This is a genomic window from Agrobacterium sp. NPDC089420 (genome assembly GCF_044900305.1).
GTDB lineage: Bacteria > Pseudomonadota > Alphaproteobacteria > Rhizobiales > Rhizobiaceae > Agrobacterium.
Genome location: NZ_JBJDMY010000028.1, coordinates 1 through 23,556, shown reverse-complemented (window position 1 = coordinate 23,556; position 23,556 = coordinate 1). Strand labels below are relative to the sequence as shown.

The window sequence follows — 23,556 nt, the reverse complement described above, 5'->3', positions numbered from 1 at the left end:
TTCAGCAGCTCGACGACCACTCTCTTAGCGGTCCTCCATGACAATTAAATTACATTGCAAAATTTATTTTAACAAGCAATTTGGGGTCTGAGGAAGGAGAGTGATTCATGTTTGCACTTTCGATGAACCAACGACGGCTGATCGAACTCATCCTGCGCCGAGGGGAAATCGCGCGTGTCGATCTCGCGCAACTGTCAGGAATGACGGGAGCTTCGGTTACTCGGCTCGTTGGCGAACTCGTGGACAAAGGCTTGCTGACGGAAGAGGTAGAACGCAATGGCGCACAGGGCCAACCGCGTCGACTTCTGCGCCTGAAGCCGAAAAGCCATATCAGCGCGGGCATCACCTTTTCCGTCTCACGTATGGAGATCGCGCTCATCGACCTGCCCGGTACGGTTCTTTCAACGCACTCCGTCGAGATCGAGGCGGCGACGATCCACGGCGTGGCGGACGCGGCGATGACCGAACTGACGGCGATGCTCGCCGAAACAAACCTGCCTCATACCGCGGTCGTGGGAATAGGCTGCTCCGTGCCGGGCAATTTCGGCACCGACGCCAATTTCTTCAACGCACATCCGCTGTTCCCGGCTTTCGAGGATAGCATGGCGATCGAACGTCTACGCGAATCCTTCGAGCTTCCCTGTTTCGTGGAAAACGATGGAACCGCTGCGTCTCTCGGCGAATATCTGTTCAACCGGTCCCTTCCAATTGCCGATCCGTTGTTCTTCATTCATATCGGTCACGGCGTCGGCGGCGGAGCGGTCATCGGTGGCAAGCCCTATCGTGGCGCGAACGGCAACGCCAGCCTGACTGGCGTTCTCTTTCCGTATGATAAGTCGCGTCCTTCCGGGCAGGATTTGTTGACCACACTGGATCGGGCAGGTTTTTCCGTCAGGGACTTCCTGGATATAGACCAGCTTCCCAGCACCGCCCAAACAGTCATGGACGCATGGATCGAGCGGGCCGGAGCGCAATTGCGCCACGCCGTGCGCGTGGCATCCGGATTATTCGATCCCGCCGTGATCGTCATCGGTGGACGCCTACCCGCTGCCATCAATCAGGCCCTTCTCGACCGGATACTTGCCGAACCCATTGAGGGACCTTCGCGCGGGCTGACTGTCGCCCCAGTGACGGCATCTGCCCTCGGGCCCCGTGCCGGAGCCTATGGTGCTGCATCTATCCCCTTTTTCGAGACCTTTCTTTCAGGCGCGGTGCAGGATCTGGGCAATGCCTATCTCAATGGGCGCAAGACTTAAGATTGGGCGTGGTTGAGATCGGTCGCGGCTCTTCGGGTGTAACCTTGCGCGATCGTGGCCGTCGATATCTGGATCAAGTTCGCTGCGGATTGCAGGGGCTTCAGTGGCACGCGGAGCGCATTTTCGAAGATCGCTGTTCTGTTTAATCAGCTCTAGAACAAACTGGCATCCGTCCTGATAGAAATAATCGCGAACTAAATGAAAAAATTGTTAAATTTCAATTTTGGCTAACCGCGTCCCGTTTCAAAGGTCGGCCGTCAAGGCTCTGCTAACTCTAAACGACTGGACGTGCGGGAAGAATCGTGTTGTATCTTTGGCGGGCAATGGTCGGCAAACCGAAGGCTGCCCGCCAAGAGGGCGATATGGCGATGGCGAAACCAGTAGAAGCGATGAACGGTCAAAAGGAAGATGCGGGCGGGAAGATCATGCGCCACGCAGGCCTTTTGTCACAGCAATTACAGCAGCTTCGCACCCGCATGTATCCTCCGAAGTCGGAGAAGAGCCTCAGGCCGTTTCTGACCAATGAAGTCTCCAAGCTGACATCCATACCCGATTCCACCCTAAAACTTATGTCGAGCGAAGGGCGCGGTCCGATTCCCGGTCGGCTTGAGAATAATCATCGCGTCTATACGCTTGCCCAGATAAACGAGTTGCGCGAACTCTTTGCCAGTCAGAAACCGTCAGAGGCGCTGAGATTTTTACCGCGCAGACGCGAGGATGAGCATCTTCAGGTTGTCGCGATCGCCAACTTCAAGGGCGGCAGCGCAAAGACTACGACCTGCGTTCATCTTGCACATTACCTCGCTTTGCAGGGTTATCGCGTCCTTGCACTTGACCTCGATCCGCAGGCATCACTTTCCGCTCTCTTCGGTGCGCAGCCCGAATTCGATGTCGGCGCCAATGAGACGATTTATGCAGCCCTTCGTTATGACGATGCCGAGCGTCGCCCGATCCGCGATATTATTCGCAAAACATATTTCGATGGTATCGACCTTATTCCGGGCAACCTCGAAGTCATGGAATACGAGCACGAAACGCCGCGCGTCCTGGCGCAGAAATCAGGCTCAGGCGCGATCTTCTTCGAGCGTCTCAAACTTGCCCTTTCGGAGGTCGAGCAGGACTATGATGTTGTCATCCTTGATACACCGCCGTCACTCGGGTTTCTGACACTCAGCGCAATCTATGCCGCGACCAGCATGATTATCACGGTACATCCGGCTATGCTTGATGTGGCTTCGATGAGCCAGTTCCTGTTGATGATGGGCGATTTGATTAGCGTGCTGAACGAGAGCGGAGCGCAGCTCGATCAGGATTTTATCCGCTATCTTGTCACCCGCCATGATCCGAACGACGCACCGCAGTCGCAGGTTGTTGCGATGATGCGCCATCTGTTCGGAACGGATGTGCTTCTACCCACGCTGATTGAAAGCACGGCGGTCGAAGCAGCGGGACTTGCCAAACGATCCATTTACGAGCTTGAGATGGGCCAGATCGGCCGTGATACGCACAAACGCGCACGTGAGGCGGTGGATGCCGTTAACGAAGCAATATTGAAACTCATTAACACCAGTTGGGGACGCACATGACGAGCAAGTCATCGCGTAAATCCATCGTTGCAAATTTCGGACTGCTGTCGGCGGAGCTTGAAAACCGGCTGTCGACGGACAGTTCTGCCACCCCGCAACAATCGGCAGCACCTGCACGTGTTGGCGCCGGCGTCATCGGTGCGGCGCACCGGGCAATTGACGACATCAAATCCGAACGCGACCGCCTGAAGGCGCTTGTCGAATCGGGTGGTGGTGCGATCCGGGAACTCGATCCGTCAAAGATCGATCCCTCTCCCTTTCCTGATCGTCTTCCAGATGACAACGCATCGGATTTCGAGACTTTCAGGAACTCCATTCGGTCCGAAGGTCAGAAAATTCCTATTCAGGTCCGCAAGTCGCCATCCTCACCTGAACGCTATCAGGTGATCTACGGCCATCGCCGACTGCAGGCAGCCAAGGATCTCGGGATTCCGGTGAAGGCGATCGAAGTCGAGATTTCCGATGTCGAGCTTGTGATCGCGCAGGGTATCGAAAATGCCGATCGTCAGGATCTGACCTGGATCGAGCGCGCCCTGTTTGCCCGCCGCATGGACGATGCCGAGGTGAAGCCCCGTGATATCAAGGCGGCGTTGTCAATCGACGATCCAGAGCTTGCCCGAATGCGGGCGGTTTATCGCTCCGTTCCCTTCGATATCATTGAGGCGATCGGTCGGGCGACCAAGGTCGGCCGTCCGAGATGGGCAGAATTCGCAAAGGCATTCTCCGAGCAGGCTGATCTGCATGATGAACTGCGCAAGACGCTGTCGCTCGCTTCAGAAAAGCACCTAGGGTCGGATCAGAAGTTTCTGGCAGCCCTCAATGCCCTGAAACCTGCAGCACCATCACAGAGGGCTGGCGGGAAGAGGATTGCCGGCGCCGCGGGCGAACCGCTTGGCAGTTTCCTGCGTACGACCAAGGACATTCGCATTTCAGCGGAGACGCCGGCTGGAGCAGAATTCCTCGATTTTATCGAAGCCGAACTGCCCACGCTGGTGGAGCGGTTCGCCCGCAAGGGATCCAAGACTTAAACCGAAGCTGAGTAGCAGGCTTCGAAGTGATTTTACGGAAGGAAAGTGCGCAAAAGAAAAAGGCCCCCGAAACGTTGCCGTCATGGAAGCCCTTCTCGTTGTGTGAGAACTTGAGAATCGCATTTCCATGAATCTTAGTCAAGAGTCTTTGGCATCGTTTTGGTGAGCGTAGATCTTTTGCCTTTTTGAAAGGCGAGGACATGGAAGGTGGACAAGTGACGACGCCCTTTGGGCGGCGGCCTGTGACCCTTGCGCTTGTGAAGCGGCAGATTGCCACGACCAAGATCGAGGAAGGCAAGTCGGCAGACAAATGGAAAGTCTTTCGCGATGCATCGGAGGCAAGAGAAGTGCTCGGTCTGCAGGATCGTAGCCTGGCGGTGCTTGACGCTCTCCTGAGCTTTTATCCCGAGAACGAACTGCGCCAGGACGCCCAGCTCGTCGTCTTCCCGTCGAACATTCAGCTGTCAATTCGCGCGCATGGCATCGCAGGTGCCACTTTGCGTCGGCATCTTGCCCTTCTCGTTGAGGCCGGCTTAATCATCCGCAAGGACAGCGCCAACGGCAAGCGCTACGCTCGAAAAGATGACGAGGGATCAATCGAACACGCTTTCGGATTCGACATATCCCCGCTCCTTATGCGGGCTGAGGAACTCGCATGCCTGGCCCAGCAGGTTGCCGCTGATCGAATTGCCTTCAGAAGGGCAAAGGAAAGCCTGACGATCTGCCGGCGCGATATCCGAAAGCTGATCACGGCTGGCGTTGAAGAGGGAGCTTCAGGCGATTGGGGCGGGCTTGAAGAGCGCTATCTTGTGCTCGTCGGACAAATTCCTCGCAATCCAACCTTGAATGAACTTGGCGATCTGGGTGCCAGGATGGCCAGCTTGCGAGAGGATACCCTCAAACTCCTGAATTCCGACGATTTTTCTTTAGAAATGATCACCAATGATGCTCAAATTGAGCGCCACATACAGAATTCAAACACCAACCACCCTAATGAACTTGAACCTAGCTCTAGAAACGAGCAGGAGGCGAAGCCGAGCCAGAACAAGCAGGCCGGACATGTGCCGATTAAGGCTTTTCCCATTGGCCTTGTATTGCGAGCCTGCCCGGAGATTTCGAACTATGGGCCTGAGGGTCAAATCGGGAATTGGCGCGAGCTCATGACCGCCGCCGTGGTTGTCAGGTCAATGCTTGGGGTTAGTCCCTCCGCATATCAGGAGGCTTGTGAGATAATGGGTCCAGAGAATGCTGCGGTAACCATCGCCTGCATTCTGGAGCGTGGTGGCCACATCAATTCACCGGGCGGGTATCTCAGGGATTTGACGAATAAGGCGAAGCGCGGTGAATTTTCACTTGGTCCGGTGCTTATGGCGCTGTTGCGAGCTGGCGGTCACCAGGTGAAAGCCACTGGATAATATGATGGTTGGCTTGGAGAGGGAGTATCGTTATGAGGGCGGCAGCCTGCGACGTCGGAACCGTAGTTAAGGTGGTGAGGCGTTTGATTGATCACGTCAGGAAACCGGGCATGCCAATTATCACCACCTGCCCTGCCCTTCATTGACCCGTCCCATTCACTTCGCAGAGTTGGTGAATGGGACAAGATCAATCCACGTCCGGCCGATAACTGTGGTGAGTACCGTGATCGCGCAGCCTAGGAATCGGAAACGACGTTTCAGCATCGGCATGCGGTAAAATAAGCCCGCCGTTAGTTCAGCAGGCTCGTTTTCCGGAGATCTTGGAATGAGTGTCTTAGCCTGAGAAGCGCTCCGGTCGGAAGGTTGCGAGCATCTGATGCTCGGTCCCGGTCACAATCTCGAAAGCGAGCAATTCGCCCACGATCAGGCCAAGCGTTGCGCCACTGTGGCTGAAGGCGACGTAATAGCCGGGAATGGCCTTGATGGCTCCAATCACCGGCTCGCCGTCGCCCGGGATCGGTTTCCCACCAACACCGATCGAAGCGACTTCGAGTTGCGGATTGCCTTCCATCACCTTGGCAGCCTCCACCAGAAGCTCGGCAACAATGCTGTCATCGATCTCATAGGTGCCGTCCGCACGCACTGTCACACCCTCATCAGCCGCCCAGTCGGCATCCACCGAGAAGGAGCCACCCGGCGCGGGGCGAACAGCGACGCGCGGTGTATTCAAGACAGCGTGCAGGGGATGGGCCAGCGGCTTGGTTTGCACGAGAAGCGCGATCGGTGTCCCGTCGCCGATGGTCTGTCCGCTTTCCGCAGCCATCTTGGGCACGGCCGGGCCTGTCGCGAGCACGACAGCATCCGCCCGATGGAGGTGACCCTTTGCAGTTTCCGCACCAACAGCACGACCACCCTCGAGCATGACCCGCGCGGCGCCCTGGTCCGTTACCAGGACGCCTCCGAGCGCGAAAAACTCCTCAAGAAGCACCCCGATCAGCGTCGGCAGATCGACCCAACCTTCGCCGGGATTGAAGATAGCACCCTGGGGCAAGAGCAAGAACTGCTCCAAATCGTACGCTAAGAACGCAATGCGCGGGACGAGCGGCATTATGAAGGATAAGGACCATACTAGGCCGCTTTGAGTTGTGGAATCGGCACTCTAACCGAGTTGACACTCCCCCGAAACGATCAGAACATTGAGCGAACATAGGGGTGACGGAATCATGTCTCTTTCTAAACAGCAATTCATCGATCAGATCAGGAGAAACGAGACAAACCGTTGGTTGCTGGAAGTTCTTCCAGATTTGCAATTGCCCCAATGTACCCTGACAGCAGGGTGTTTGTTTCAAACCGTATGGAATCTCAAAAGTGGAAACGAGCCGGATTGGGCTATCAAGGATTATGATGTTTTCTATTTCGATGCCAATGACCTGTCGTGGGAAGCGGAAGACGCCGCAATCCAAAAAGCGAGGGAGCTGCTTGGCGATCGTGCGGACAAAGTTGAGATCAGAAACCAGGCCCGAGTTCACCTTTGGTATTCAGAGAAGTTTGGTTCTGCTTGTCCGCCGCTAACGCGGGTTGAAGACGGGATCGACCGATATTTGATCGCTTGCACCCAGTTCGGGGTCAGCGTCGGAAGTGGGAGTGTCTATGCGCCAGTTGGGTTCGACGACATGTGGAATGGCACTCTGCGCATCAATCCCAATAACCCTCTGGACGATCTGTTCATCAGAAAATGTCAGGACTACAAAACGCGATGGCCGTGGCTTTCAATCGCTATCTGAGCTTGGTTTTAGCGATCGTCGATGTTTGTAGCACTTGTAACATAGCGCCGAGATTCCGCTCATATCCGCTTGGCAATATGACAGTTGACAATTTGACACTGTACTGCCAATAAACTGGCATGCCTGTAACAGAAAACCGTTTCAATGTAACTCAACTTGCCCACCTGGCCGGGGTTTCCGAGCGAACCGTGCGATACTACGTGCGTGAGGAGCTCATTGACCCGCCGTCCGGCCGAGGTCGCGGCAGCCATTTCGACCATGGTCATTTGGCGCAACTGCGATGTGTGCGAATGCTTCAAGATGGGGGAATGAGCAACGCCGACATCCGGACCCACCGCCAATCTATAGAAAGTCTCTTGGCGGAACGCGGCATTCCGATTGAGGAGGCCGAGCGTAACTGGGCTAACTTCAGCGCTCAATCCGCAGAATTCCATAAGATCATCGCAGGCGCACAGATCGCTCCAGTCGCTGAACTAGTCACAAGGATCCGCGTCGCCGACGGCATCTCTCTAATAGTTGATCATCCCGTTCGATTGCCGTCGCCGGAGAAGTTGTCAGCCGCGGTCAACGCGGTCCGTACCGCATTCGCGCTATCTGATCATCAGAATGAAGGCAGAGAGCATGCTCAGCAGCGAGGTACAGGTGCTGTAAAGACATAGAGGTCATTATGGACAGTTTCCAGATGGAAGCCGGCAAAGGCAGCTTCCAATTCTTCGATCCTGCTGCAGGCGCTCGGCAGCACATGCGGGTATTCTATTTTCAACCGACATCCAATATTCAAAACGCCCGCGTCGTCATCGGCATGCACGGGCTGGACCGCGCAGCATCGGACTTCCGGGATGTGCTGGTCAAACGGGCGGAGCAGCTCGGGATGATTATCCTGGTGCCGGAATTCGACATCGAAGCATTCCCCGATGTCTATGCCTACAATTACGGGCACGTCAGGTCAGGACCAGGCGCGGCTTTTTTGCCGCAAGACCGCTGGTCCTTCGGGATTGTTGATCGCTTGTTCCAGCACGTCCGCACCGAAGTTGAGTCCAAACACACGACGTTCGGTTTGTTCGGCAATTCCGCCGGCTCGCAATTCGTCCTACGCTATCTCGCATTGACCGAAGCATCGGCGCTCGATCGAGCGGTCGCATCGAACAGCGGCATTTATATGCTGCCGGATCTCGCCGTCGAATACCCAAACGGCATGGGTGGTCTAGATCTCGATCAAACCTCCCTGCTTCGGTATTTCGGGAGTAGACTGACGATATTGCTCGGAGAAGCCGATGCCGACAGTACTGCCTTTGATCTGCCACGCGACGAGGAGGCATTGGCACAGGGACCGCATCGGCTGGCGCGAGGTCTCTGGCATTTCGATCTGTGCAAGCAGATCGCTGATCGCCTCGACAGCCCTCTTGCCTGGGCACTGCGGACTATCCCAGGAGCAGGGCACGTGGATCAGCGCATCTTCGACACAGCTCTCGATATCCTGGCTTGAAGATCGATCCGCTCGGCTTTCGGCGCCGTCAAGCCGCCCGCAAAAGACGGCCGGGGAGCCGTAAGGCCCTGTAACCTTGCGGCATTTGCTGTTCACTGTCCCACGAGTAGATGCCGGTCAGATTGATGTGCTCCCAGCCGAGCGGCGATATATGCTTAAGGAGAGCGTCAGGAATGTTGCGTCCCTTTGTCCGCAAATGAGCGACGGCACGGCTGAGGTAAACGGTATTCCAGTGCATGATAGCGCTGACGACGAGGTTGAGACCGGAGGCCCGGAACGCCTGACTGTCGTACGAGCGGTCGCGGATCTCGCCGCGTTCGTGGAAAAACACCGCGCGTTTGAGCTTATGGGCTGCTTCTCCCTTGTTCAGGCCAGCCCGGCAACGCCGTCGCAACGACGGGTTCGAGTACCATTCGATCATGAATAGGGTCCGCTCAATGCGGCCCACCTCGCGCAGCGCCTTGGCAAGGTCGCCTGCTTTCGACGAAGCTGAGAATTGCTTGAGGATCGTCGAGGGAGCGACGGTGCGCGACGTGACGGAAGCGCCCAGACGTAGAAGATCGTCCCAATTGTCCATGACAAGCGCGGTATTGATCGGCGTCCCGATGTGATTTGCCAGCGCCGGATAGGCGTCGGCCTTTTCGAACGTGTGGAATTTCCGGTCCTTGATGTTGCGCAGCTGCGGAGCGAAACGCTTGCGGATAAAGGGAAAGAAGCCAAACACCTGATCGCTGGCGCCGCCGGTATCGGTGAATAGTTCCTCGATGTCGAGGATCGTGTCGTGATCGAACAACCCGTCGAGCACATAGACGGCCTCGCTTTCGGTCGGGCTGATCGGCAATATGCTGAAGTAGCCGTATTGATCCGAGAGGCCGCTGTAAAACTTGGTACCTGGCTCGCTGCCATAATGAAGGTTGATGTCGCCGCGCCGCGCGGCCCGATCGCTTGCCCGGAAGAACTGCCCGTCGGATGATGCGGTAGTGCCATCGCCCCAAAGCAGCGAATGCGGATGGCGGGTTTGTGCGTCCGTCACGCTAGCCTGCGCTGCCCTATAGGTTTCCGATCTTGCATGGAATGTTCGCATCCATCCAATCTGATGCGCGCTGATGCCCTTTGAGGCACCCGCCATTCGCTTCGGGCCGAGGTTCGTTCCATCGGCCAACACGCCGGCGAGCATCGCCGATACGTTGTGCGGCGCGTCCCCCGTGCGAACATGCGTGAACTGGTCTGCGAAGCCCGTCCACTGATGCACCTCCCGCAGCAGATCGGGGACCTCGACCAGCGGGTACATCTCGGTGACTTCGGCATTCAGATCTTCAGCCGCCGCAGGAACGTCGCTGGCATGCGGCGTGACGATCAGGGTACCGGTCTCCAGCCTGACGCCTTCCAGCTTTCGATTACGGGCACGATAGGTCAACCGCTTCAGATTGAAGTCCATGGTCTGCTGGACTTCTGCGAGCCATGCGGCCCCATCGCTCGGAACACCGAGATTGAGCCTTCCTTCTTCTTTCATGACAGCAAAGACCGGTTTGGATAGAAGATGCTCATCGGCCGGCCGGAATGTATGGCTACCGTCAACCCAGATATCGACGGACCGCAATCGCTCGCGCAGGTGAGCCAGGGTGGCGATCTCATAAAGACGTCGGTCCGGCTTTCCGTCGTCAAAAATCATCTTGCGCTCGGCTGGCGTCAGGTGTCCGGCCGGAACACTTTGAGGCAGCAACCGGCGGCTTTCGGCGTAGAGCTGCTTCAGAGTGACGACCGCCGACAACAGAGGATCGTGGCGACGACGCGAGCAGAACGTGAATGTCTGGAAAAACACGCCTGCATATTTGCGGACGTTTCCCCACTGCTCGGCCGCCAGTTCCAGAGAAGGAGCATCGTTACTCTCGACAATCGTTTCGAGGCCTGGCTTGATCTGCAGGAGTCGATGCCAGCCAACTTGCCGATCCAGAATCTCGATCGCGTCTTCGCCGGTATCGTTGGCAGTTTGAAGGGCCAGGATCGTATCGAGGAAGAGCCGCAGCGCCTTCGAAGTCTCGATCCGCGTGTTCATATGACGCTGTTTCTTTCGGTTGCGGGCTTTGGAGAACAGCCGACCGATCAGCTTGATGAACATCGTTACCGCATCGTCGGTGAGTTTCTGGCTGAGCTTGATGACCTGAGCGACAATCATCGCATGCCTGCGGCTGGCATTAAAGTCGCTGGCAAGCCAGGCCGGCGTAACATCACCCTCCCTCACCATCTGATCCCAACGCCCCACGGGCACACGTGCCTGCAAGCTCGGATCGATCCCGAGCGTGCGCAGGAACGCCACTCGATCCGTCAATCCGACCAGGTTCGTAGCGCCCGGAGCTTCTGGCGCCGATCGCAGCCAGTGGAACCGCGTCTGACCAATTTCCGGATCAACGGCCAGCAATTCATCAAGAGCGGCAAGCTTTTCAGACCCAAGATCTGCGATGAGTGCGGTTTCAGCGCGCCCGCGCGCGATTGCACGGGCTGCCAGGCCCATTCGCTCCACTGTATCTGCCGACGGCAACAGCACGCGCCGCTCGCGGAATGAACTGATGATGGCCTTCGCGATCGGCAGCCCCTTATCCGTCGTTCCCGCAGCTTCGATTGCTGCTAACAACGCCGCCCGTCGATCCTGCGATGCTGCGCTTTTCAGTCCCAGATATCGAAGGAGGTGCGCAATATGATCACGGCGCGTCTCCTCACGCCGAGCATAGAGTTCGAACAGTCGAGGGTCGGCACCAATCTGGGTCGGCGACGTAATTGAGCATCGCTCCCGGAGGGATCTCGTTCGGTAGGAGCGGCCGGCCGGGATAGCGCATCATGCAAAGCTGAACCGCAAACCCGAGCCGATTGTGACCGCGCCTGCGAAGGTCGATTTCCAATCGATCGATGGGCGACAGGGAATAGTGAAGGATAAGGCTCTCTTCATCTGTCGGAATAGCGAATAGCTCATGACGGTCCTGGTAATTGAGAAGCTTGCGTCGGGCCATCGATCACTCCTTACAATATGCGTTGGCGACAAATGGTCTGTCCGGAAACGGACGATTTCGTACAGGGGGAAAACGCCCTGTCCACAAATTATCTTGACAGAGTTTCGAACACGACAGATATTTCGGACAGCCTATTCGGACGAAATTGAGCCTATGCCACGCACCTTTGCCTATGTCCGTGTCTCTACGACCGGCCAAACTACCGAGAACCAGATCCAGGAGATCAATGCCGCCGGCTTCCAAGTAGAGCCACGCCGGATCATCACCGAAACCGTTTCGGGCAGCACCGCCATCGCACAACGCCGTGGCTTTTCCCGGCTCTTGGACAAGCTGGAGTCCGAGGACATTCTGATCGTGACCAAGCTCGATCGGCTCGGCCGTGATGCCATCGACGTCAGCACAACCGTCAAGGCTCTCGCCGAAATGGGCGTAAGAGTCTATTGTTTGGCGCTCGGCGGCGCCGATCTCACCAGCTCGTCCGGCACGATGACCATGCAAGTGCTTAATGCCGTAGCTCAGTTCGAGCGAGATTTGCTGATTGAGCGAACCCAATCCGGCCTCAGGCGCGCAAAATCAGAAGGTAAGACGCTCGGCCGGCCATCAACACTCAGCCAAGAACAGAAACAGGACGTGCGCGATGATCTCGCGAAGGGCATCAGTGTTTCCGCGATTGCCAGGAAATTCGCGACCAGTCGACAAACTGTTATGCGGGTCCGAGACGAGAGCTCACGGCCTGCCCCAGCTTAGCGTACGATTTCGAGCAGCTCTTGTTCTGACGCCATTTACGCAAGCGGCTGCCGGATGAACTTTCGCGGTTCAGGACGAAGATCGCGGATCCCCAGCGGCAATCAATCCGTTTTCAACCCGCGGAAACGAAACCACGCTGGACGATTTTTACACCCGGGCCGGCAATATCTCACTGAACACAGAGTGCCTTCGCGCCCTTGGTGGATATATTTGAATCCAACAGCCAGGTAGCCACGGCGTGTGGCCAAACAGGGTGGGGGTGAAGGTAGTCGTGGTTCATTGTAAAGCACACGGAAGCGCGGTATTTCCGATAGTCACGCTTCACCGGTTTCAGCCACATGACGAAGATTCTGAGAGTTGATTTTTGAGACTAAGAAGCATGGCAGCCAGATCTGTCTCAAGAACAAGTGACGCGGCCTCATCCAGTTTGAACCAGCGGACCAGGCGCTGTCCTCGTTCGGGAAAAGCCGGCTCTTCCTCTGCGACGTCAAGCAGGTGAACCTGGACCCATAGGGGATCAATGTCACCGTCAGGTAGGGTCTTGCGAAACTCGAAATATCCAAGCGGCATCTTGTCGACCTTGCCACGCACGCCTGCTTCTTCCCAGGCTTCGATGCTAGCCACCTGATGCGGCTTTTTGCTACCGATCGCCCGGCCCTTCGGGATCACCCAACGTCCTGAGTTGCGGCTCGTGACAAGCAGCACATCCGGACCGACGCCGCTGGCGCTCGCGCGAACACATAGGGCACCGAACCTCGTCGGTGTTCTTGTGGAATAAACGATGTCACGATTACCAAGTGCCACACGGAAGTGTCGCGCGAGACGGTCAGGTTCCGACATCAGGCCGCTTCTTTCACCCGGTCAAGCAGTGGCCTTACTTTGTCCAGGAAACTATCGGTTCCGCAGGCGAAACGCAATTTCGCCTCGAGATCGATACGGTCCCAGTCGATTGTGTGGCTCACGCCCAGGTTCTGGAGGATTGGAAGCGCCGCCATGACGTCCCACGTCGAATCTCCGAGGGAAACGTACCCATCTGTCTCGCCCATCGCGACTTCGATCAGCGACAGCGTCGCAGAACCGCAGCAACGGAAGCTGATACGCAATTCATCGGAAATATACCGAACAACCTCGATCCGGTCTTTTGTCGAGACAGATGGGTGCATGCCGATACCCATTGAGGCTTGCGACAGATTCAGCGCCGGGACAGCTGCCATGGGCTTGCCATTCAATGTCGTGGGGACTCCATTTCCTCCAACCAGCATAAGTTGGCGGACGGGAGCAAAAATGACACCGAGCGCCGGCCGGCTTTGCTCGTAGAGGCCGATCGAAATCGCCCAGTTCTGGCCACCGCGGACAAAATTAAATGTTCCATCAATCGGATCAATCACCCAGATTCGACCCGACGTACCAACGAGCTCTCCGCGTTCTTCCCCATAGACACCATCATTGGGGAAGGCACGGCGCAATCCATCGATGACAAAATCCTCGACTTCACGGTCGGCTTTCGTCACGAGATCGAGATGGCCCTTCCGCTCAACCGGCAAATCCGCAATAGAGCGGAAATGCCCAAGCGCGACTTCGCCGGCTTCCCGGGCAATCCGCTCGATCGTCGAGACAATCAAATCATAGGCTTGCATGTCAGGCATGGGCTTCGTCCCGCAGTCTGGCGACCTGGGCAACGTCATTGCTGATAAGCTGGTCCAGTTGTCCCTCACGAATCCAGCCGACGACATCCGCTTCGACGTCAACGCCATACTCCTTAAGGCCCTTCAACCGCGATGGTGGGGGAACATGCAAGAAAGTCGCAATCCCTGCATTGTGCAGCTGGAGAGCTTCGCCGCTCGGGAAATGATAGATCTCCAGATTGATCGCATCGACATGAGCTTCTTTGGCGATGGCGCCTGGATTGATAAGTCTTGAATGCGAGAGGCCAACTGTCGGTACTTCCGGGATAGCTTTCTTGAGATTACGCAGCTGGACAAAATCGAAGGATGAGAACTGCAACAGGTCGGCGCACTCAAGTTCGGAAATCAACGCCCGCAGTTTGGGGAAGAAGATATCATCGAGATTGTAGGTTTTAAGCTCAAGCTGATAGATGATCCCGTGCTCGCGTGCGAACCGAAGCGCGTCCCGCAGCCGCGGGATTTTCTCACTGGCGAATTCGGGAGCAAACCAGCTACCCGCGCTGAGCTTTTCGAGCTCGGCATATGTCATGTTTCGAATAAGGCCTTTGCCGTCCGTCGTGCGATCGACGGTCTCGTCGTGGATCAGAACCAGCTCGCCATCGCTAGTGATGCGAAGGTCGGTTTCGCATGTGACGCCGCGACCGCCAAGCTCAACGGCTTTGGCAAATGCGGCATAGGTATTTTCAGGTGCACCCTCGCTGTGACCTCGGTGGCCGGCAAGGCGCATAGTATTTGGCGTCATTCTAAGCGGGTTCATAATATTCCCTTTTCCGTATTCAGACCGAGTCGTCGCTGTCGACGGCGACCCGGATTGCAACGCATTTAGAAATGCAGATGCAGTCATTCTCAGAGAGGTCCGCAGCGATCAGTTGATGCTGCCGCCAATAGAAAGGCCGTTGGCATCGAAAACGGCGGCATGATGCAGTTGGGGCGCAAAGTTAAGCTTCTGATCCGACGTAACCTCGCTGAGCGGGTCAACGTTGATCGTCAGCTTTTGACCGCCCGGCAGTTCGGCAATCGTCGTGGTCTCGTTGCCCAACCGTTCGACCACGGTAATGACGCCCTCGGTCCCTCCGCTGTCGAGAATGTCGAAATGGTGGGGGCGCAAGCCGATCGTGACCTTCTCCCCGGCCACCAGAGCAGCCGCACCGACAGGCAGCACGACCTTGCCGAAGATCGTGGTGTCGACCTCGAGAGTTCCGGGCTGGCAGTTCGTCACCACGCCATCGGCAAAGTTCATCTTTGGTGAGCCGATGAACCCGGCCACGAACAAATTTGCCGGATTGCGATAGAGCTCCATCGGCGTTCCGACCTGCTGGATGACACCCCTGTTAAGCACTACGATCCGATCGGCAAGAGTCATGGCCTCCACCTGATCGTGAGTGACATAAAGCATTGTCGCTTTGAGCGACTTGTGCAGGTTCGCAATTTCGATCCGGGTATCCACCCGCAAAGCCGCATCAAGATTGCTCAGCGGCTCATCGAAAAGGAACACTTTCGGGTCGCGAACGATCGCTCGCCCGATCGCTACACGCTGACGTTGGCCACCAGATAGCTGTGAGGGCCGGCGATCGAGAAGATGTTCGATCTGCAGCATCCTGGCCGCCTCAGCGACCTTGGCTTCTTTTTCGACTTTGGAGGCGCCGGCGATCGTCAAACCAAATGCAACATTTTCGCGCACCGTCATGTGCGGAAAGATGGCGTAGCTTTGGAAAACCATAGCGATGCCGCGTTCTTTGGGCGGCGTGCCGTTTACCAGATCGTCACCGATATGCAGAGCACCACCCGATATGTCTTCAAGGCCGGCAATCATCCGCAAAAGGGTAGATTTGCCGCATCCAGAAGGTCCGACAAAGACAATGAATTCACCATCACGGATGTCGAGGTCGATCCCTTCGATCACTTCTATGGCGCCGTACCGCTTGCTGATGCCCTTTAGCGAAATGCCCGCCATCAGTAATCCTCCGGCTGCTGCTTCACGACGTGGAGCAGTCCTTGTTCATCGACGATAACCGAATCGGGGCTGGTAATTTCACCGATGAACTGGCCATCCGTTCCTCGAGCAAAACCGAGGATCTTGAGGCCATCCTGCTCAAGTATCCGCGCAGCGTAACGGTTTAAGGGACCGCCACTGTCAAGGAAGTCACCAGGGGCGATTTGCCAGGGGCCGCGCGGGCTTTCACCAATAAGGTAGTGTGAGCCAACGACCGGCTCCTGACCTCGGATGGCAATCTGGTTCTTGGACCAATTGCCCGCACCACAGCAGAACAGGCAATACCACTGGCCGCGGATCTCAAATACCTGAGGGACCTCGTGGTGGCCAAAGCCTCCGACGAAGACTGGAGGTTGAAGCTCCCAAGTGTAAAGATCTCTGGAGGTCGCGAACCCGATAGCCCCACCTTCATTGGCCTCATCAATACCTGGAGCACGCGCAGTGAAGAACATCAGCCACTCATCGCCGTCGGGCGAGCGCATGACCCAAGGGTCACGCATTGCTCGCTCGTACCAATGGCCCGGAGTAAAAGCAACTTCGTATTGGTCGGCATTTGGACCGACCAGATCGAGGCAGAGGCCGTCTCCGACACGCGTCCAGTTATGGAGGTCTTCCGAAGTGGCGTGACCGATCCGCTGAACCTTGGCGTCTTCGGCCTTTGACGTGCCCGTATAAAAGAGGTGCCAGGGACCAGTCTCATCTCTTACAACGCATCCGGTCCAGGTCGTTTCATCATCGAAAGCAGGCCCGGCCGAAGGAGCGAAACACGCTCCGAGATGTGTCCAGTCGACAAGATCCTTCGAAACCGCGTGTCCGATCGACACATTACGATGCCGCTTGCGGGGGTCGATCAGTGACTTGTCCGCCTGCAAGAAGTAGCCGTGCCACCACTCGCCGTCATGGGCATACCAGCTATCCCAAAGCCATTTGTTCGGTAGTGCGAGAACCATTTGAAAACTCCAGTTAGCCCTTCACGCCGGTCGCGGCTATCGAAGCGATAAAGGCGCGCTGCAGGAAGGTGTAGAAGATGAGGACCGGGACGGTGATGATCGAGAGGTAGGCCATGACCTCACCCCAAGGCACGCTTTCCTGATAGAAATACTGTAGGCCGACCATGACCGGCCGATAGGCTTCGTCTTGCACGACCATGAGCGGCCACATATACTGATTGTACATGGCGAGGAACTTGAGGATTGCCGCTGTCGCGACGACTGGCCCGGCAAGCGGCATGACCACCCTCCGATAGATTAGCCACCATCCGGCACCCTCGACTTGCGCGGCTTCGATCAACTCGCCAGGCAGACTGCGGAAATACTGCACGAAGAGAAATACGGTGAGGCCATCGGCAATGAACGGGATGATCTGCACCTCATAGGAATTGAGCCAGCCGAAGCTCAGTCCATTGGCCCCGATCCAGGGAAGCTTCGAGACAAGCAGCAACATCGGAATGACCACAGCCTCGAAGGGTATGATCATCGTTGCAACGATCGCCGCAAGCACAAGATTACGCCCCTTCCACTCGATGAACACGGTGGAGAAGCCGGCCAGTGAGCAAAGAAAGATGCTCGCAACGACGGTCACACTGGTAACGAAAATCGAATTGAGGATAAACAACCCGATTGGCGCTCGCCTGAAGGCGGCGACATAATTGTCGAGTGAAATGTGGCCCACCGGCAGGAAGGCCGCGATACTGGAAGTGTCGCTTAAAAGCTGCATGGCGGGCTTGAAGCTCGACATGACCATGAAGACCATCGGAAATATGAAGATCAGCGCCAGAACCACCAAGGGTATATAGCGCCCGACCGTGAGCATGATGTGATCGTTGCGAGCGGTCATGGTTCAAACCTTCTGTCGGGTCAGGTAGCGCTGGGTGAGCGAGACGCAGACGACCATCGCGAAGAAGATCACCGATATGGCTGCGCCACTGGCGATGTCCTGGCGTGCAAATCCACGTTCAACAGCCTGAAACATGATCGTTTGGGTCGAGTCGAGCGGCCCACCAGCTGTCATGACATTGATCTGGGAAAATACCGCAAAGGCCTGCATCGTGATTACGATCAGGATCAGAACTGCGGTATTGCGCAGGCCTGGCCAAGTGACGAAACGAAAAACCTGCCGACGGTTGGCCCCTTCGATAGCCGCTGCCTCGTAGAGTACAGGATTGATCGTCTGCAACCCGGACAACCATATAACCATATGGAAGCCGACACCCTGCCAGATCGACATTCCGATTATCGACCCGAGCGCGGTTGATGGATTGCCAAGCCAGTTGACGCTCTGGAACCCACCGAAACTGAGCCATTTCAGCATATTGTTGAGGAGGCCATTGTCTGCGGCGTAGATGAATTGCCAAAGCATCGACACGACAACGATGGAGACCACGACCGGCATGAAGTAGATCGCACGAAAAACCGTGATACCGGGCAGCCTTTGATTGATCAGCAAGGCGAGGACGAGTGCCAGCATGCTTTGCAATGGCGCCGCTAATAGAACGAAGATCAGCGTATTGCCCATCGCTTTCATGAATACCACGTCGCGCGCCAAGGCGACGAAACGTGTTTGTCCAAAATCGAGCGTGAACCACTCCCGCATACCGGAGAGATATTGATATTCGGGATTGCCGCGCGTGAAAGTACGCAGCGCTGGATAAGTCCGCTCGCCCTTATCGTTAAGTTGCACGGAACCATTCGCGTCGCGATTAGGCTGGAGGGTCAGCACTCCAACACCCAGCAATTGCTGATAATTGGCAAGTCCGACAAAGCGCGGCGCATTCGGCGAGATAAGCCGCTGATCGGTGAAACTGAACCCCACCGCCATAAAGAAGGGCAATACAGTGAAGACCGCCAGTAATGCGGCGACGGGGCCGGCCATGAACCAGCCTGCGCGATTTGAGGTCGTAAATTTAGATGCCATCGTCGTTTCCAATCAGGCTCGGGAGGATGCACCGGGTGCACCCTCCCCCTGAGGCTTACTTATGGCCGTAGCCACGGTTTCGCTCGATATCGGCATTGATCTCATCAACCGCCGCGTCGAGTGTGTCTGCGACATTCGCGCCATGAGCGATATCACCCATGGCCTTGCGGAAGACGACTGCCTGCACCGCGAAACCGGGTGTAATCGGGCGCACCATGCCCTGCCGGTTCGAAAACTCGAAGAACTGGGCGAGAGGGCCACCCTCTCGAAAATTCTTCGTCTGCGCGGCCGCGCTTGGAGTCGCCGGGATCAGGCCGGTGGCGTCAGAAAAGGCCGCGAGATATTTATCTTGCAGGGCAAACTTGATGAAGGCTGCCACCCCATCCGGATGCTTTGACGATTTAGAGGCGCCGAACTGCCAGGAGCCAGCGCCAACCTTAGCGCCATGGCCGAAGTCCGGTGCGGGAAGGAAGACCGTGTCGTTGAATGCTTCCAGAGCGCGCAACGCAGTGCCGCTGCCTTGCCAGGAAAATGCATAACGCCCTTTGGCGAAGCCCGCTTCGCGATCAGCCTGTGCCTGATCTGCTTCAGCGTAGCCGTCCTTGAACAGGCCCTGAAACCAATCTCCAAACGCCATGGCGCCTTCACCGTTCAACGCACCTTCAGCTGTCAAATACGTCTTGCGATCGACAAGATCGCCCCCGAAGCTCCACAGCAACGGGGTGTAGCCATAAGCATACCAGCCGCCACTATTGTTCTGGGTCGCAAGATCGAGAGCAAAGGAGTATTTGCCTGAGGTCTTGGCAGCTTTCAGCGCGGCCATGAACTCGTCCTTGGTCCACGGCTTGTCCAGGGTCGGCAGGCGCAGTCCGAGTTGATCGAGGATCGATTTGCGGCTGACCAACGAGATCGTCGCGTCAAACAAACCTACGGAATAGAGCTTGCCGTCCCAGATACCCTTCGTACCCGGAAGGAAGTTCTTCACCGCATCCTGATCGATGGAAAGCGGCTGCATGTATCCCGCCCAAGCCCAATTCGGCATGTTAGGGCCATCAACGTCCAGAATGTCTGGCAGGCTGCCAGCCAGTGCACCGGCGACCACCGCGTCATTGTACGCACCGGTCGGGAAGCTCTGAAGCTTGACGGCCCAGTCGGACTGGCTTTTGTTAAAATCATCGATGATCTGGTTTACAACTGCGCTCTCGGCCTGGTTGCCCGAACCGTGATACCACATGGAGAGGCTTGTCTGCGCCATTGCTGAAGATACAAAAGGCACAGCCGCCAGTCCCAACGACGCGGCGACGATCCGTGCAACATTTCCTATAGAGTTTGTTGAAAATCGGTGAGACATGTTTCCTCCATCCCTGTTGATATCGTGAGAGCGGCCGCGCCCTAGTTTGCGAAAACGAATTTTTTCCTTGTCTTTTCCGGCACGCCATCGAGCATGCCATGAGCACCGGTATCGGTGATGATGAGACCGACATCATCGATCCTTGCGGTGACCGAGAGGCTTGATTTGGTGAATTTTGAATGGTCAGCGACAACGATCACGCGCTTGGCCACTTCGATCATAGCCTTCTGAACACTCGCGTTCTGGGGAGATGCGGTGCAAATCAGACCACGTTCGAGATCAATCGAGCTCGCATTCAGAATGAGCTTATCGACGTTGAACTGGCGGATAAAATGTTCGGCCAAAGGGCCTCTGAACGAGCGGTTGGAATCCGAGTATTCGCCTCCGACCGAATAGACGTTTCGGGCTTCTCCACGGATCAACTCTGCGACGATATCGGCGCCGTTTGAGATGAGCGTCAGCCCCTTGCGATTGACCAAAGCCTTTGCGACTTCGAGTGAAGTCGTTCCAGCGTCCAAGAGAACAGCGTCTCCGTCCGCGATCATCTCGGCCGCGGCAGCAGCAATCGCGGCCTTTTCCACCTGCCGGGAAACAGCCCGGGTCGCATGTGTCCCATCTTGTCCGACCTGACTGATGCTGACGGCACCGCCGTGCGTTCGGCGCAGCAGGCCCTCTGCCTCGAGCTCCCCCAGATCTCGGCGCGCGGTCGCCACCGAGATTTGGAAGCGCTCGGTCAAAGTGCCAATCGCCAGAAACTGCTCGTCGCGGAGCAGCTCGACAATCTTCACATGGCGATCTTGGGCAGCGGTCAGCATGTCGGTCGCCTCGTTTCTTAATGATCGATATCACTCAATATATGAGCGAAATAGATCTTTGTCAAATGAACGATTTATGACATTATCCCACTATTATGGGTTAATGGCGCGGTTAAGCTTGCTGAAAGAACTGATGACGCGCGTAATCGCTCACGCTGCGCGCCCCAAAGGTTTAGCCTGAACGCGCCATAATCTATTTCCCTGCCCCGATCTGCGTGCGGGCAGGGAGATCGGTGGGCTGGCCGCCTCCCAGCCGGCCCACCGACGGACCGCGATGTCACCGGGAATGAGCCCCGGCCCAAAATGACGACTAACGAATGAAGCAGGAATGACAGCGCCTTAAGTTCACCCTGCGCTATTGAAAGGAAGCAGTTTATGGATTCCACGATCGTCATGATAAACCTGTTCGGCGCCGTAGCCCTGCTGCTGTTCGGCCTGTCGCAGGTGAAAGATGGCGTATCCCGCGCTTTCGGCGCGCGGCTGAGGACCGGGCTTGCATCCGGCACCAAGGGCGGACTGCGCTCCTTCGTCTCCGGTTTCGTTGCGACCATCGCGCTACAGAGTTCCACCGCGACCGCACTGATGGTCGCCTCCTTCGTCGAGCGCGAGCTGGTCAAGCCGCGCATGGCGCAGATCGTGCTTCTGGGCGCTAATGTCGGCACCGCCGTCACCGCCTGGATCGTCGCCACCGGCATCGAGTGGCTGTCGCCGCTGGTCATCCTCACGGGCATCGTGCTCTATCGCAGCTGCTCGACCTCGCGCCAAGGCGGCGGTCAGGCGCTGATCGGCATCGGCCTGATGCTGCTATCGCTGCATCTCTTGAGCAGCGCCACCGAACCGATGCGCCAGTCACCGGCGCTCTCGGCCTTCATCGGCCTGCTCGACAATGCCTGGCCCGTGGCGCTCGCCTTTTCGGCCTGCATCGCCTTCATCTCCTCCTCTAGCCTCGCCGCCGTCGTCCTCATCCTGTCGCTCGCCTCGACGGGCATCCTGTCGGCCGGCCTTGTCATCGTGCTGGTGCTCGGTGCCAATCTCGGCGGCGCCATCCCGCCGGTTATCGCCTCGCTTTCAGGCCCGGCCTCGGTCAAGCGCGTCACGCTGGGTAATCTAATCGTACGCGCCATCGGCTGCCTGATCGCGCTGCCGCTCGCCGGCTTCGGCGCCGATCTTCTGGAAACCCTGCCGCTGTCGCCAGCCAAGTTGCCGGTCGATGCCCATCTCGGTTTCAACCTCCTCCTCGCGGCCCTCGCCTGGCCCTTCTCGCGGCTGCTGTCGCGCCTGATGCTGAAGCTCGTCGCCGAGGACGAGCGGGCCGATAACGCCCCGCGCTATCTCGACCCGCAGGAGCTCTCCACGCCCGTGGTTGCGCTCGCAAGCGCCACCCGCGAAGTGCTTGGTGTCGGCGACCTGATCGAGCGCATGCTGCAACGCGCAGCCGACGCCTTCGAACGCAACAACATGTCGAAGTTGACGGAGATCGCGAGCCTCGAAAAGCGCGTCGACAGCCTGCAGCAGGAAGTTAAGATCTACCTCTCCAAGCTCGGCCGCGGCGGCCTCAGCGAGGAGGACGGACGCCGCTCCATCGTGATTATCGACTACGCCATCAATCTCGAGCATATCGGCGACATCATCGAAAAAGGCCTGCTGCCGCAGGTAACCAAGCAGGCCTCGCTCGGCCTGAAATTCTCGGAAGACGGCTATGAGGAGCTGAAGAAGCTGTTCCATCTGACGATCGACAACCTACGCATCGCCCAGACGATCTTCGTCACCCGCGATTTCAATCTCGCCCGTCAGCTGATGGAAGTGAAGGTGGAAGTGCGCCGCATGGAGAAGCAATCCTCCGAGCGCCATCTGGAACGCCTGCGCGACGGCCGCGCCGACAGCCTTCAGACCAGTTCGCTGCATCTCGACATGCTGCGCGACCTGAAGCGCATCAACGCCCATATCGTCTCGGTCGCGCATCCGATCCTGGATGAAAGCGGCCTCCTGATCGAAAGCCGCCTGCGCGATACAGGCTGAATTCTTGTTGACCACTGCCGTTTCGAATGTTCGCGCGAGCCGTTTCAGTAGTTATTGAAACTATCGGCCGAACTCATCGATGCTGTTGTCGGCGCCTCGTAGAGGGACCCTTGTGACCTGTTCCACCTGACCACCAAAAAACGGAGTGTAAAAATGCAAAACTGGCTGGACAAGCTCACCGATCTTGCGGCGATACACGGCGACGAAAGCATCCTGACGCAAGGTCTTTCCGACCTTACCGAACATTTCGGTTTCTCCGGTTACGCCTATCTCCATATCCAGCACAAACACACCATTGCGGTCACCAATTATCATCACGACTGGCGCTCGACCTATTTCGAAAAGGGTTTTGACAAGCTCGATCCGGTCATTAAACGGACCCGGTCTAGTGGACATGGAGCGGACTTGTCCGACACGGTGGTTTTGATCGGCTTGCCGCGAATGACGCCTTGAAGCCCCATCATTCTCATGAG

At 56.9% G+C, this 23,556-nt stretch carries 18 protein-coding genes and 3 pseudogenes; 10 read left to right on the top strand and 11 right to left on the bottom strand.

The genetic code is table 11. The features are described 5' to 3' along the window. The first annotated feature begins 107 nt into the window (after nt 1–107). The 4 genes from ACI2KA_RS25070 (at nt 108) to repC (ending at nt 5,285) form a co-directional block, all read left to right on the top strand. On the top strand, nt 108–1,256 hold the full coding sequence (locus tag ACI2KA_RS25070; RefSeq protein ID WP_404505160.1) for an ROK family protein: 1,149 nt from the start codon (nt 108–110) through the stop codon (nt 1,254–1,256). A 362-nt stretch (nt 1,257–1,618) separates the two neighbouring features. Continuing rightward, nucleotides 1,619–2,842, top strand: a complete 1,224-nt coding sequence (gene repA / locus ACI2KA_RS25065) for a plasmid partitioning protein RepA (protein ID WP_404505159.1) — start codon at nt 1,619–1,621, stop codon at nt 2,840–2,842. Next, a complete protein-coding gene (gene repB, locus ACI2KA_RS25060) occupies nt 2,839–3,870 on the top strand; it encodes a plasmid partitioning protein RepB (RefSeq protein WP_404505158.1) in 1,032 nt (343 codons plus the stop codon). Before repA ends, repB begins: the two co-directional genes overlap by 4 nt. A gap of 200 nt (nt 3,871–4,070) precedes the next feature. Continuing rightward, nucleotides 4,071–5,285: a plasmid replication protein RepC gene (repC, locus tag ACI2KA_RS25055; RefSeq protein ID WP_404505157.1), complete on the top strand. Its 1,215-nt coding sequence runs from the start codon at nt 4,071–4,073 to the stop codon at nt 5,283–5,285. Between the two features lie 334 nt (nt 5,286–5,619). Here repC and ACI2KA_RS25050 read toward each other — a convergent pair. After that, nucleotides 5,620–6,336, bottom strand: a pseudogene (locus ACI2KA_RS25050) (NAD(P)/FAD-dependent oxidoreductase); the annotation flags it as partial. Between the two features lie 172 nt (nt 6,337–6,508). On the opposite strand from ACI2KA_RS25050, the gene ACI2KA_RS25045 reads away from it, so the two are divergent. The 3 genes from ACI2KA_RS25045 to ACI2KA_RS25035 all read left to right on the top strand — a co-directional run bounded on the left by ACI2KA_RS25045 (nt 6,509) and on the right by ACI2KA_RS25035 (nt 8,555). Next, complete coding sequence (locus ACI2KA_RS25045; RefSeq protein ID WP_404505156.1) at nt 6,509–7,069, top strand: nucleotidyltransferase family protein; 561 nt, start codon at nt 6,509–6,511, stop codon at nt 7,067–7,069. A gap of 119 nt (nt 7,070–7,188) precedes the next feature. Beyond that, complete coding sequence (locus ACI2KA_RS25040; protein ID WP_404505155.1) at nt 7,189–7,728, top strand: MerR family transcriptional regulator; 540 nt, start codon at nt 7,189–7,191, stop codon at nt 7,726–7,728. 8 nt (nt 7,729–7,736) lie between these two features. After that, the gene (locus tag ACI2KA_RS25035; protein WP_404505154.1) at nt 7,737–8,555 is read left to right on the top strand and encodes a hypothetical protein; all 819 of its coding nucleotides are present in this window, start codon (nt 7,737–7,739) and stop codon (nt 8,553–8,555) included. A 28-nt stretch (nt 8,556–8,583) separates the two neighbouring features. Here the strand turns inward: ACI2KA_RS25035 and ACI2KA_RS25030 are convergent. Then, a pseudogene (locus ACI2KA_RS25030) lies at nt 8,584–11,560 on the bottom strand (Tn3 family transposase). Between the two features lie 153 nt (nt 11,561–11,713). Here ACI2KA_RS25030 and ACI2KA_RS25025 point away from each other — a divergent pair. Beyond that, the gene (locus ACI2KA_RS25025; RefSeq protein ID WP_404505153.1) at nt 11,714–12,307 is read left to right on the top strand and encodes a recombinase family protein; all 594 of its coding nucleotides are present in this window, start codon (nt 11,714–11,716) and stop codon (nt 12,305–12,307) included. Nucleotides 12,308–12,637: 330 nt separating this feature from the next. Here the strand turns inward: ACI2KA_RS25025 and ACI2KA_RS25020 are convergent, their stop codons facing one another. The 9 genes from ACI2KA_RS25020 to ACI2KA_RS24980 form a co-directional block, all read right to left on the bottom strand. Continuing rightward, nucleotides 12,638–13,147 (bottom strand): NUDIX hydrolase, encoded by a 510-nt coding sequence (locus ACI2KA_RS25020; RefSeq protein ID WP_404505152.1) that lies wholly within the window; start codon nt 13,145–13,147, stop codon nt 12,638–12,640. Then, the gene (locus ACI2KA_RS25015) at nt 13,147–13,953 is read right to left on the bottom strand and encodes an inositol monophosphatase family protein (protein WP_404505151.1); all 807 of its coding nucleotides are present in this window, start codon (nt 13,951–13,953) and stop codon (nt 13,147–13,149) included. The genes ACI2KA_RS25020 and ACI2KA_RS25015 overlap by 1 nt, the downstream gene beginning before the upstream one ends. Next, a complete protein-coding gene (locus ACI2KA_RS25010) occupies nt 13,946–14,749 on the bottom strand; it encodes a glycerophosphodiester phosphodiesterase (RefSeq protein ID WP_404505150.1) in 804 nt (267 codons plus the stop codon). Before ACI2KA_RS25010 ends, ACI2KA_RS25015 begins: the two co-directional genes overlap by 8 nt. 108 nt (nt 14,750–14,857) lie before the next feature. Further along, nucleotides 14,858–15,946, bottom strand: coding sequence for an ABC transporter ATP-binding protein (locus tag ACI2KA_RS25005; protein ID WP_404505149.1), 1,089 nt, complete (start codon nt 15,944–15,946; stop codon nt 14,858–14,860). Continuing rightward, the gene (locus ACI2KA_RS25000; RefSeq protein WP_404505148.1) at nt 15,946–16,935 is read right to left on the bottom strand and encodes a hypothetical protein; all 990 of its coding nucleotides are present in this window, start codon (nt 16,933–16,935) and stop codon (nt 15,946–15,948) included. The genes ACI2KA_RS25005 and ACI2KA_RS25000 overlap by 1 nt, the downstream gene beginning before the upstream one ends. A gap of 13 nt (nt 16,936–16,948) precedes the next feature. Next, nucleotides 16,949–17,821, bottom strand: coding sequence for a carbohydrate ABC transporter permease (locus tag ACI2KA_RS24995; RefSeq protein WP_404505147.1), 873 nt, complete (start codon nt 17,819–17,821; stop codon nt 16,949–16,951). 3 nt (nt 17,822–17,824) lie between these two features. Continuing rightward, a complete protein-coding gene (locus tag ACI2KA_RS24990; RefSeq protein ID WP_404505146.1) occupies nt 17,825–18,898 on the bottom strand; it encodes a carbohydrate ABC transporter permease in 1,074 nt (357 codons plus the stop codon). A 55-nt stretch (nt 18,899–18,953) separates the two neighbouring features. Beyond that, nucleotides 18,954–20,249 carry an ABC transporter substrate-binding protein gene (locus ACI2KA_RS24985; protein WP_404505145.1) on the bottom strand — a complete coding sequence of 432 codons (1,296 nt, stop codon included), beginning with the start codon at nt 20,247–20,249 and terminating at the stop codon, nt 18,954–18,956. A gap of 41 nt (nt 20,250–20,290) precedes the next feature. Then, nucleotides 20,291–21,064 (bottom strand): DeoR/GlpR family DNA-binding transcription regulator, encoded by a 774-nt coding sequence (locus ACI2KA_RS24980; protein ID WP_404505144.1) that lies wholly within the window; start codon nt 21,062–21,064, stop codon nt 20,291–20,293. Between the two features lie 375 nt (nt 21,065–21,439). Here ACI2KA_RS24980 and ACI2KA_RS24975 point away from each other — a divergent pair, with 375 nt between their 5' ends. After that, nucleotides 21,440–23,083: a Na/Pi cotransporter family protein gene (locus ACI2KA_RS24975; RefSeq protein ID WP_404505143.1), complete on the top strand. Its 1,644-nt coding sequence runs from the start codon at nt 21,440–21,442 to the stop codon at nt 23,081–23,083. 153 nt (nt 23,084–23,236) lie between these two features. After that, nucleotides 23,237–23,470: pseudogene (locus ACI2KA_RS24970) on the top strand (autoinducer binding domain-containing protein); the annotation flags it as partial. Nucleotides 23,471–23,556: the final 86 nt, after the last annotated feature.

What these genes read in the sequence shown, in the direction of transcription:
- ACI2KA_RS25070 (WP_404505160.1), top strand. Translation starts at nt 108, where the DNA reads ATGTTTGCACTTTCGATGAACCAACGACGGCTGATCGAACTCATCCTG.
- repA (WP_404505159.1), top strand. Translation starts at nt 1,619, where the DNA reads ATGGCGATGGCGAAACCAGTAGAAGCGATGAACGGTCAAAAGGAAGAT.
- repB (WP_404505158.1), top strand. Translation starts at nt 2,839, where the DNA reads ATGACGAGCAAGTCATCGCGTAAATCCATCGTTGCAAATTTCGGACTG.
- repC (WP_404505157.1), top strand. Translation starts at nt 4,071, where the DNA reads ATGGAAGGTGGACAAGTGACGACGCCCTTTGGGCGGCGGCCTGTGACC.
- ACI2KA_RS25045 (WP_404505156.1), top strand. Translation starts at nt 6,509, where the DNA reads ATGTCTCTTTCTAAACAGCAATTCATCGATCAGATCAGGAGAAACGAG.
- ACI2KA_RS25040 (WP_404505155.1), top strand. Translation starts at nt 7,189, where the DNA reads ATGCCTGTAACAGAAAACCGTTTCAATGTAACTCAACTTGCCCACCTG.
- ACI2KA_RS25035 (WP_404505154.1), top strand. Translation starts at nt 7,737, where the DNA reads ATGGACAGTTTCCAGATGGAAGCCGGCAAAGGCAGCTTCCAATTCTTC.
- ACI2KA_RS25025 (WP_404505153.1), top strand. Translation starts at nt 11,714, where the DNA reads ATGCCACGCACCTTTGCCTATGTCCGTGTCTCTACGACCGGCCAAACT.
- ACI2KA_RS25020 (WP_404505152.1), bottom strand. Translation starts at nt 13,147, where the DNA reads ATGTCGGAACCTGACCGTCTCGCGCGACACTTCCGTGTGGCACTTGGT.
- ACI2KA_RS25015 (WP_404505151.1), bottom strand. Translation starts at nt 13,953, where the DNA reads ATGCCTGACATGCAAGCCTATGATTTGATTGTCTCGACGATCGAGCGG.
- ACI2KA_RS25010 (WP_404505150.1), bottom strand. Translation starts at nt 14,749, where the DNA reads ATGAACCCGCTTAGAATGACGCCAAATACTATGCGCCTTGCCGGCCAC.
- ACI2KA_RS25005 (WP_404505149.1), bottom strand. Translation starts at nt 15,946, where the DNA reads ATGGCGGGCATTTCGCTAAAGGGCATCAGCAAGCGGTACGGCGCCATA.
- ACI2KA_RS25000 (WP_404505148.1), bottom strand. Translation starts at nt 16,935, where the DNA reads ATGGTTCTCGCACTACCGAACAAATGGCTTTGGGATAGCTGGTATGCC.
- ACI2KA_RS24995 (WP_404505147.1), bottom strand. Translation starts at nt 17,821, where the DNA reads ATGACCGCTCGCAACGATCACATCATGCTCACGGTCGGGCGCTATATA.
- ACI2KA_RS24990 (WP_404505146.1), bottom strand. Translation starts at nt 18,898, where the DNA reads ATGGCATCTAAATTTACGACCTCAAATCGCGCAGGCTGGTTCATGGCC.
- ACI2KA_RS24985 (WP_404505145.1), bottom strand. Translation starts at nt 20,249, where the DNA reads ATGTCTCACCGATTTTCAACAAACTCTATAGGAAATGTTGCACGGATC.
- ACI2KA_RS24980 (WP_404505144.1), bottom strand. Translation starts at nt 21,064, where the DNA reads ATGCTGACCGCTGCCCAAGATCGCCATGTGAAGATTGTCGAGCTGCTC.
- ACI2KA_RS24975 (WP_404505143.1), top strand. Translation starts at nt 21,440, where the DNA reads ATGGATTCCACGATCGTCATGATAAACCTGTTCGGCGCCGTAGCCCTG.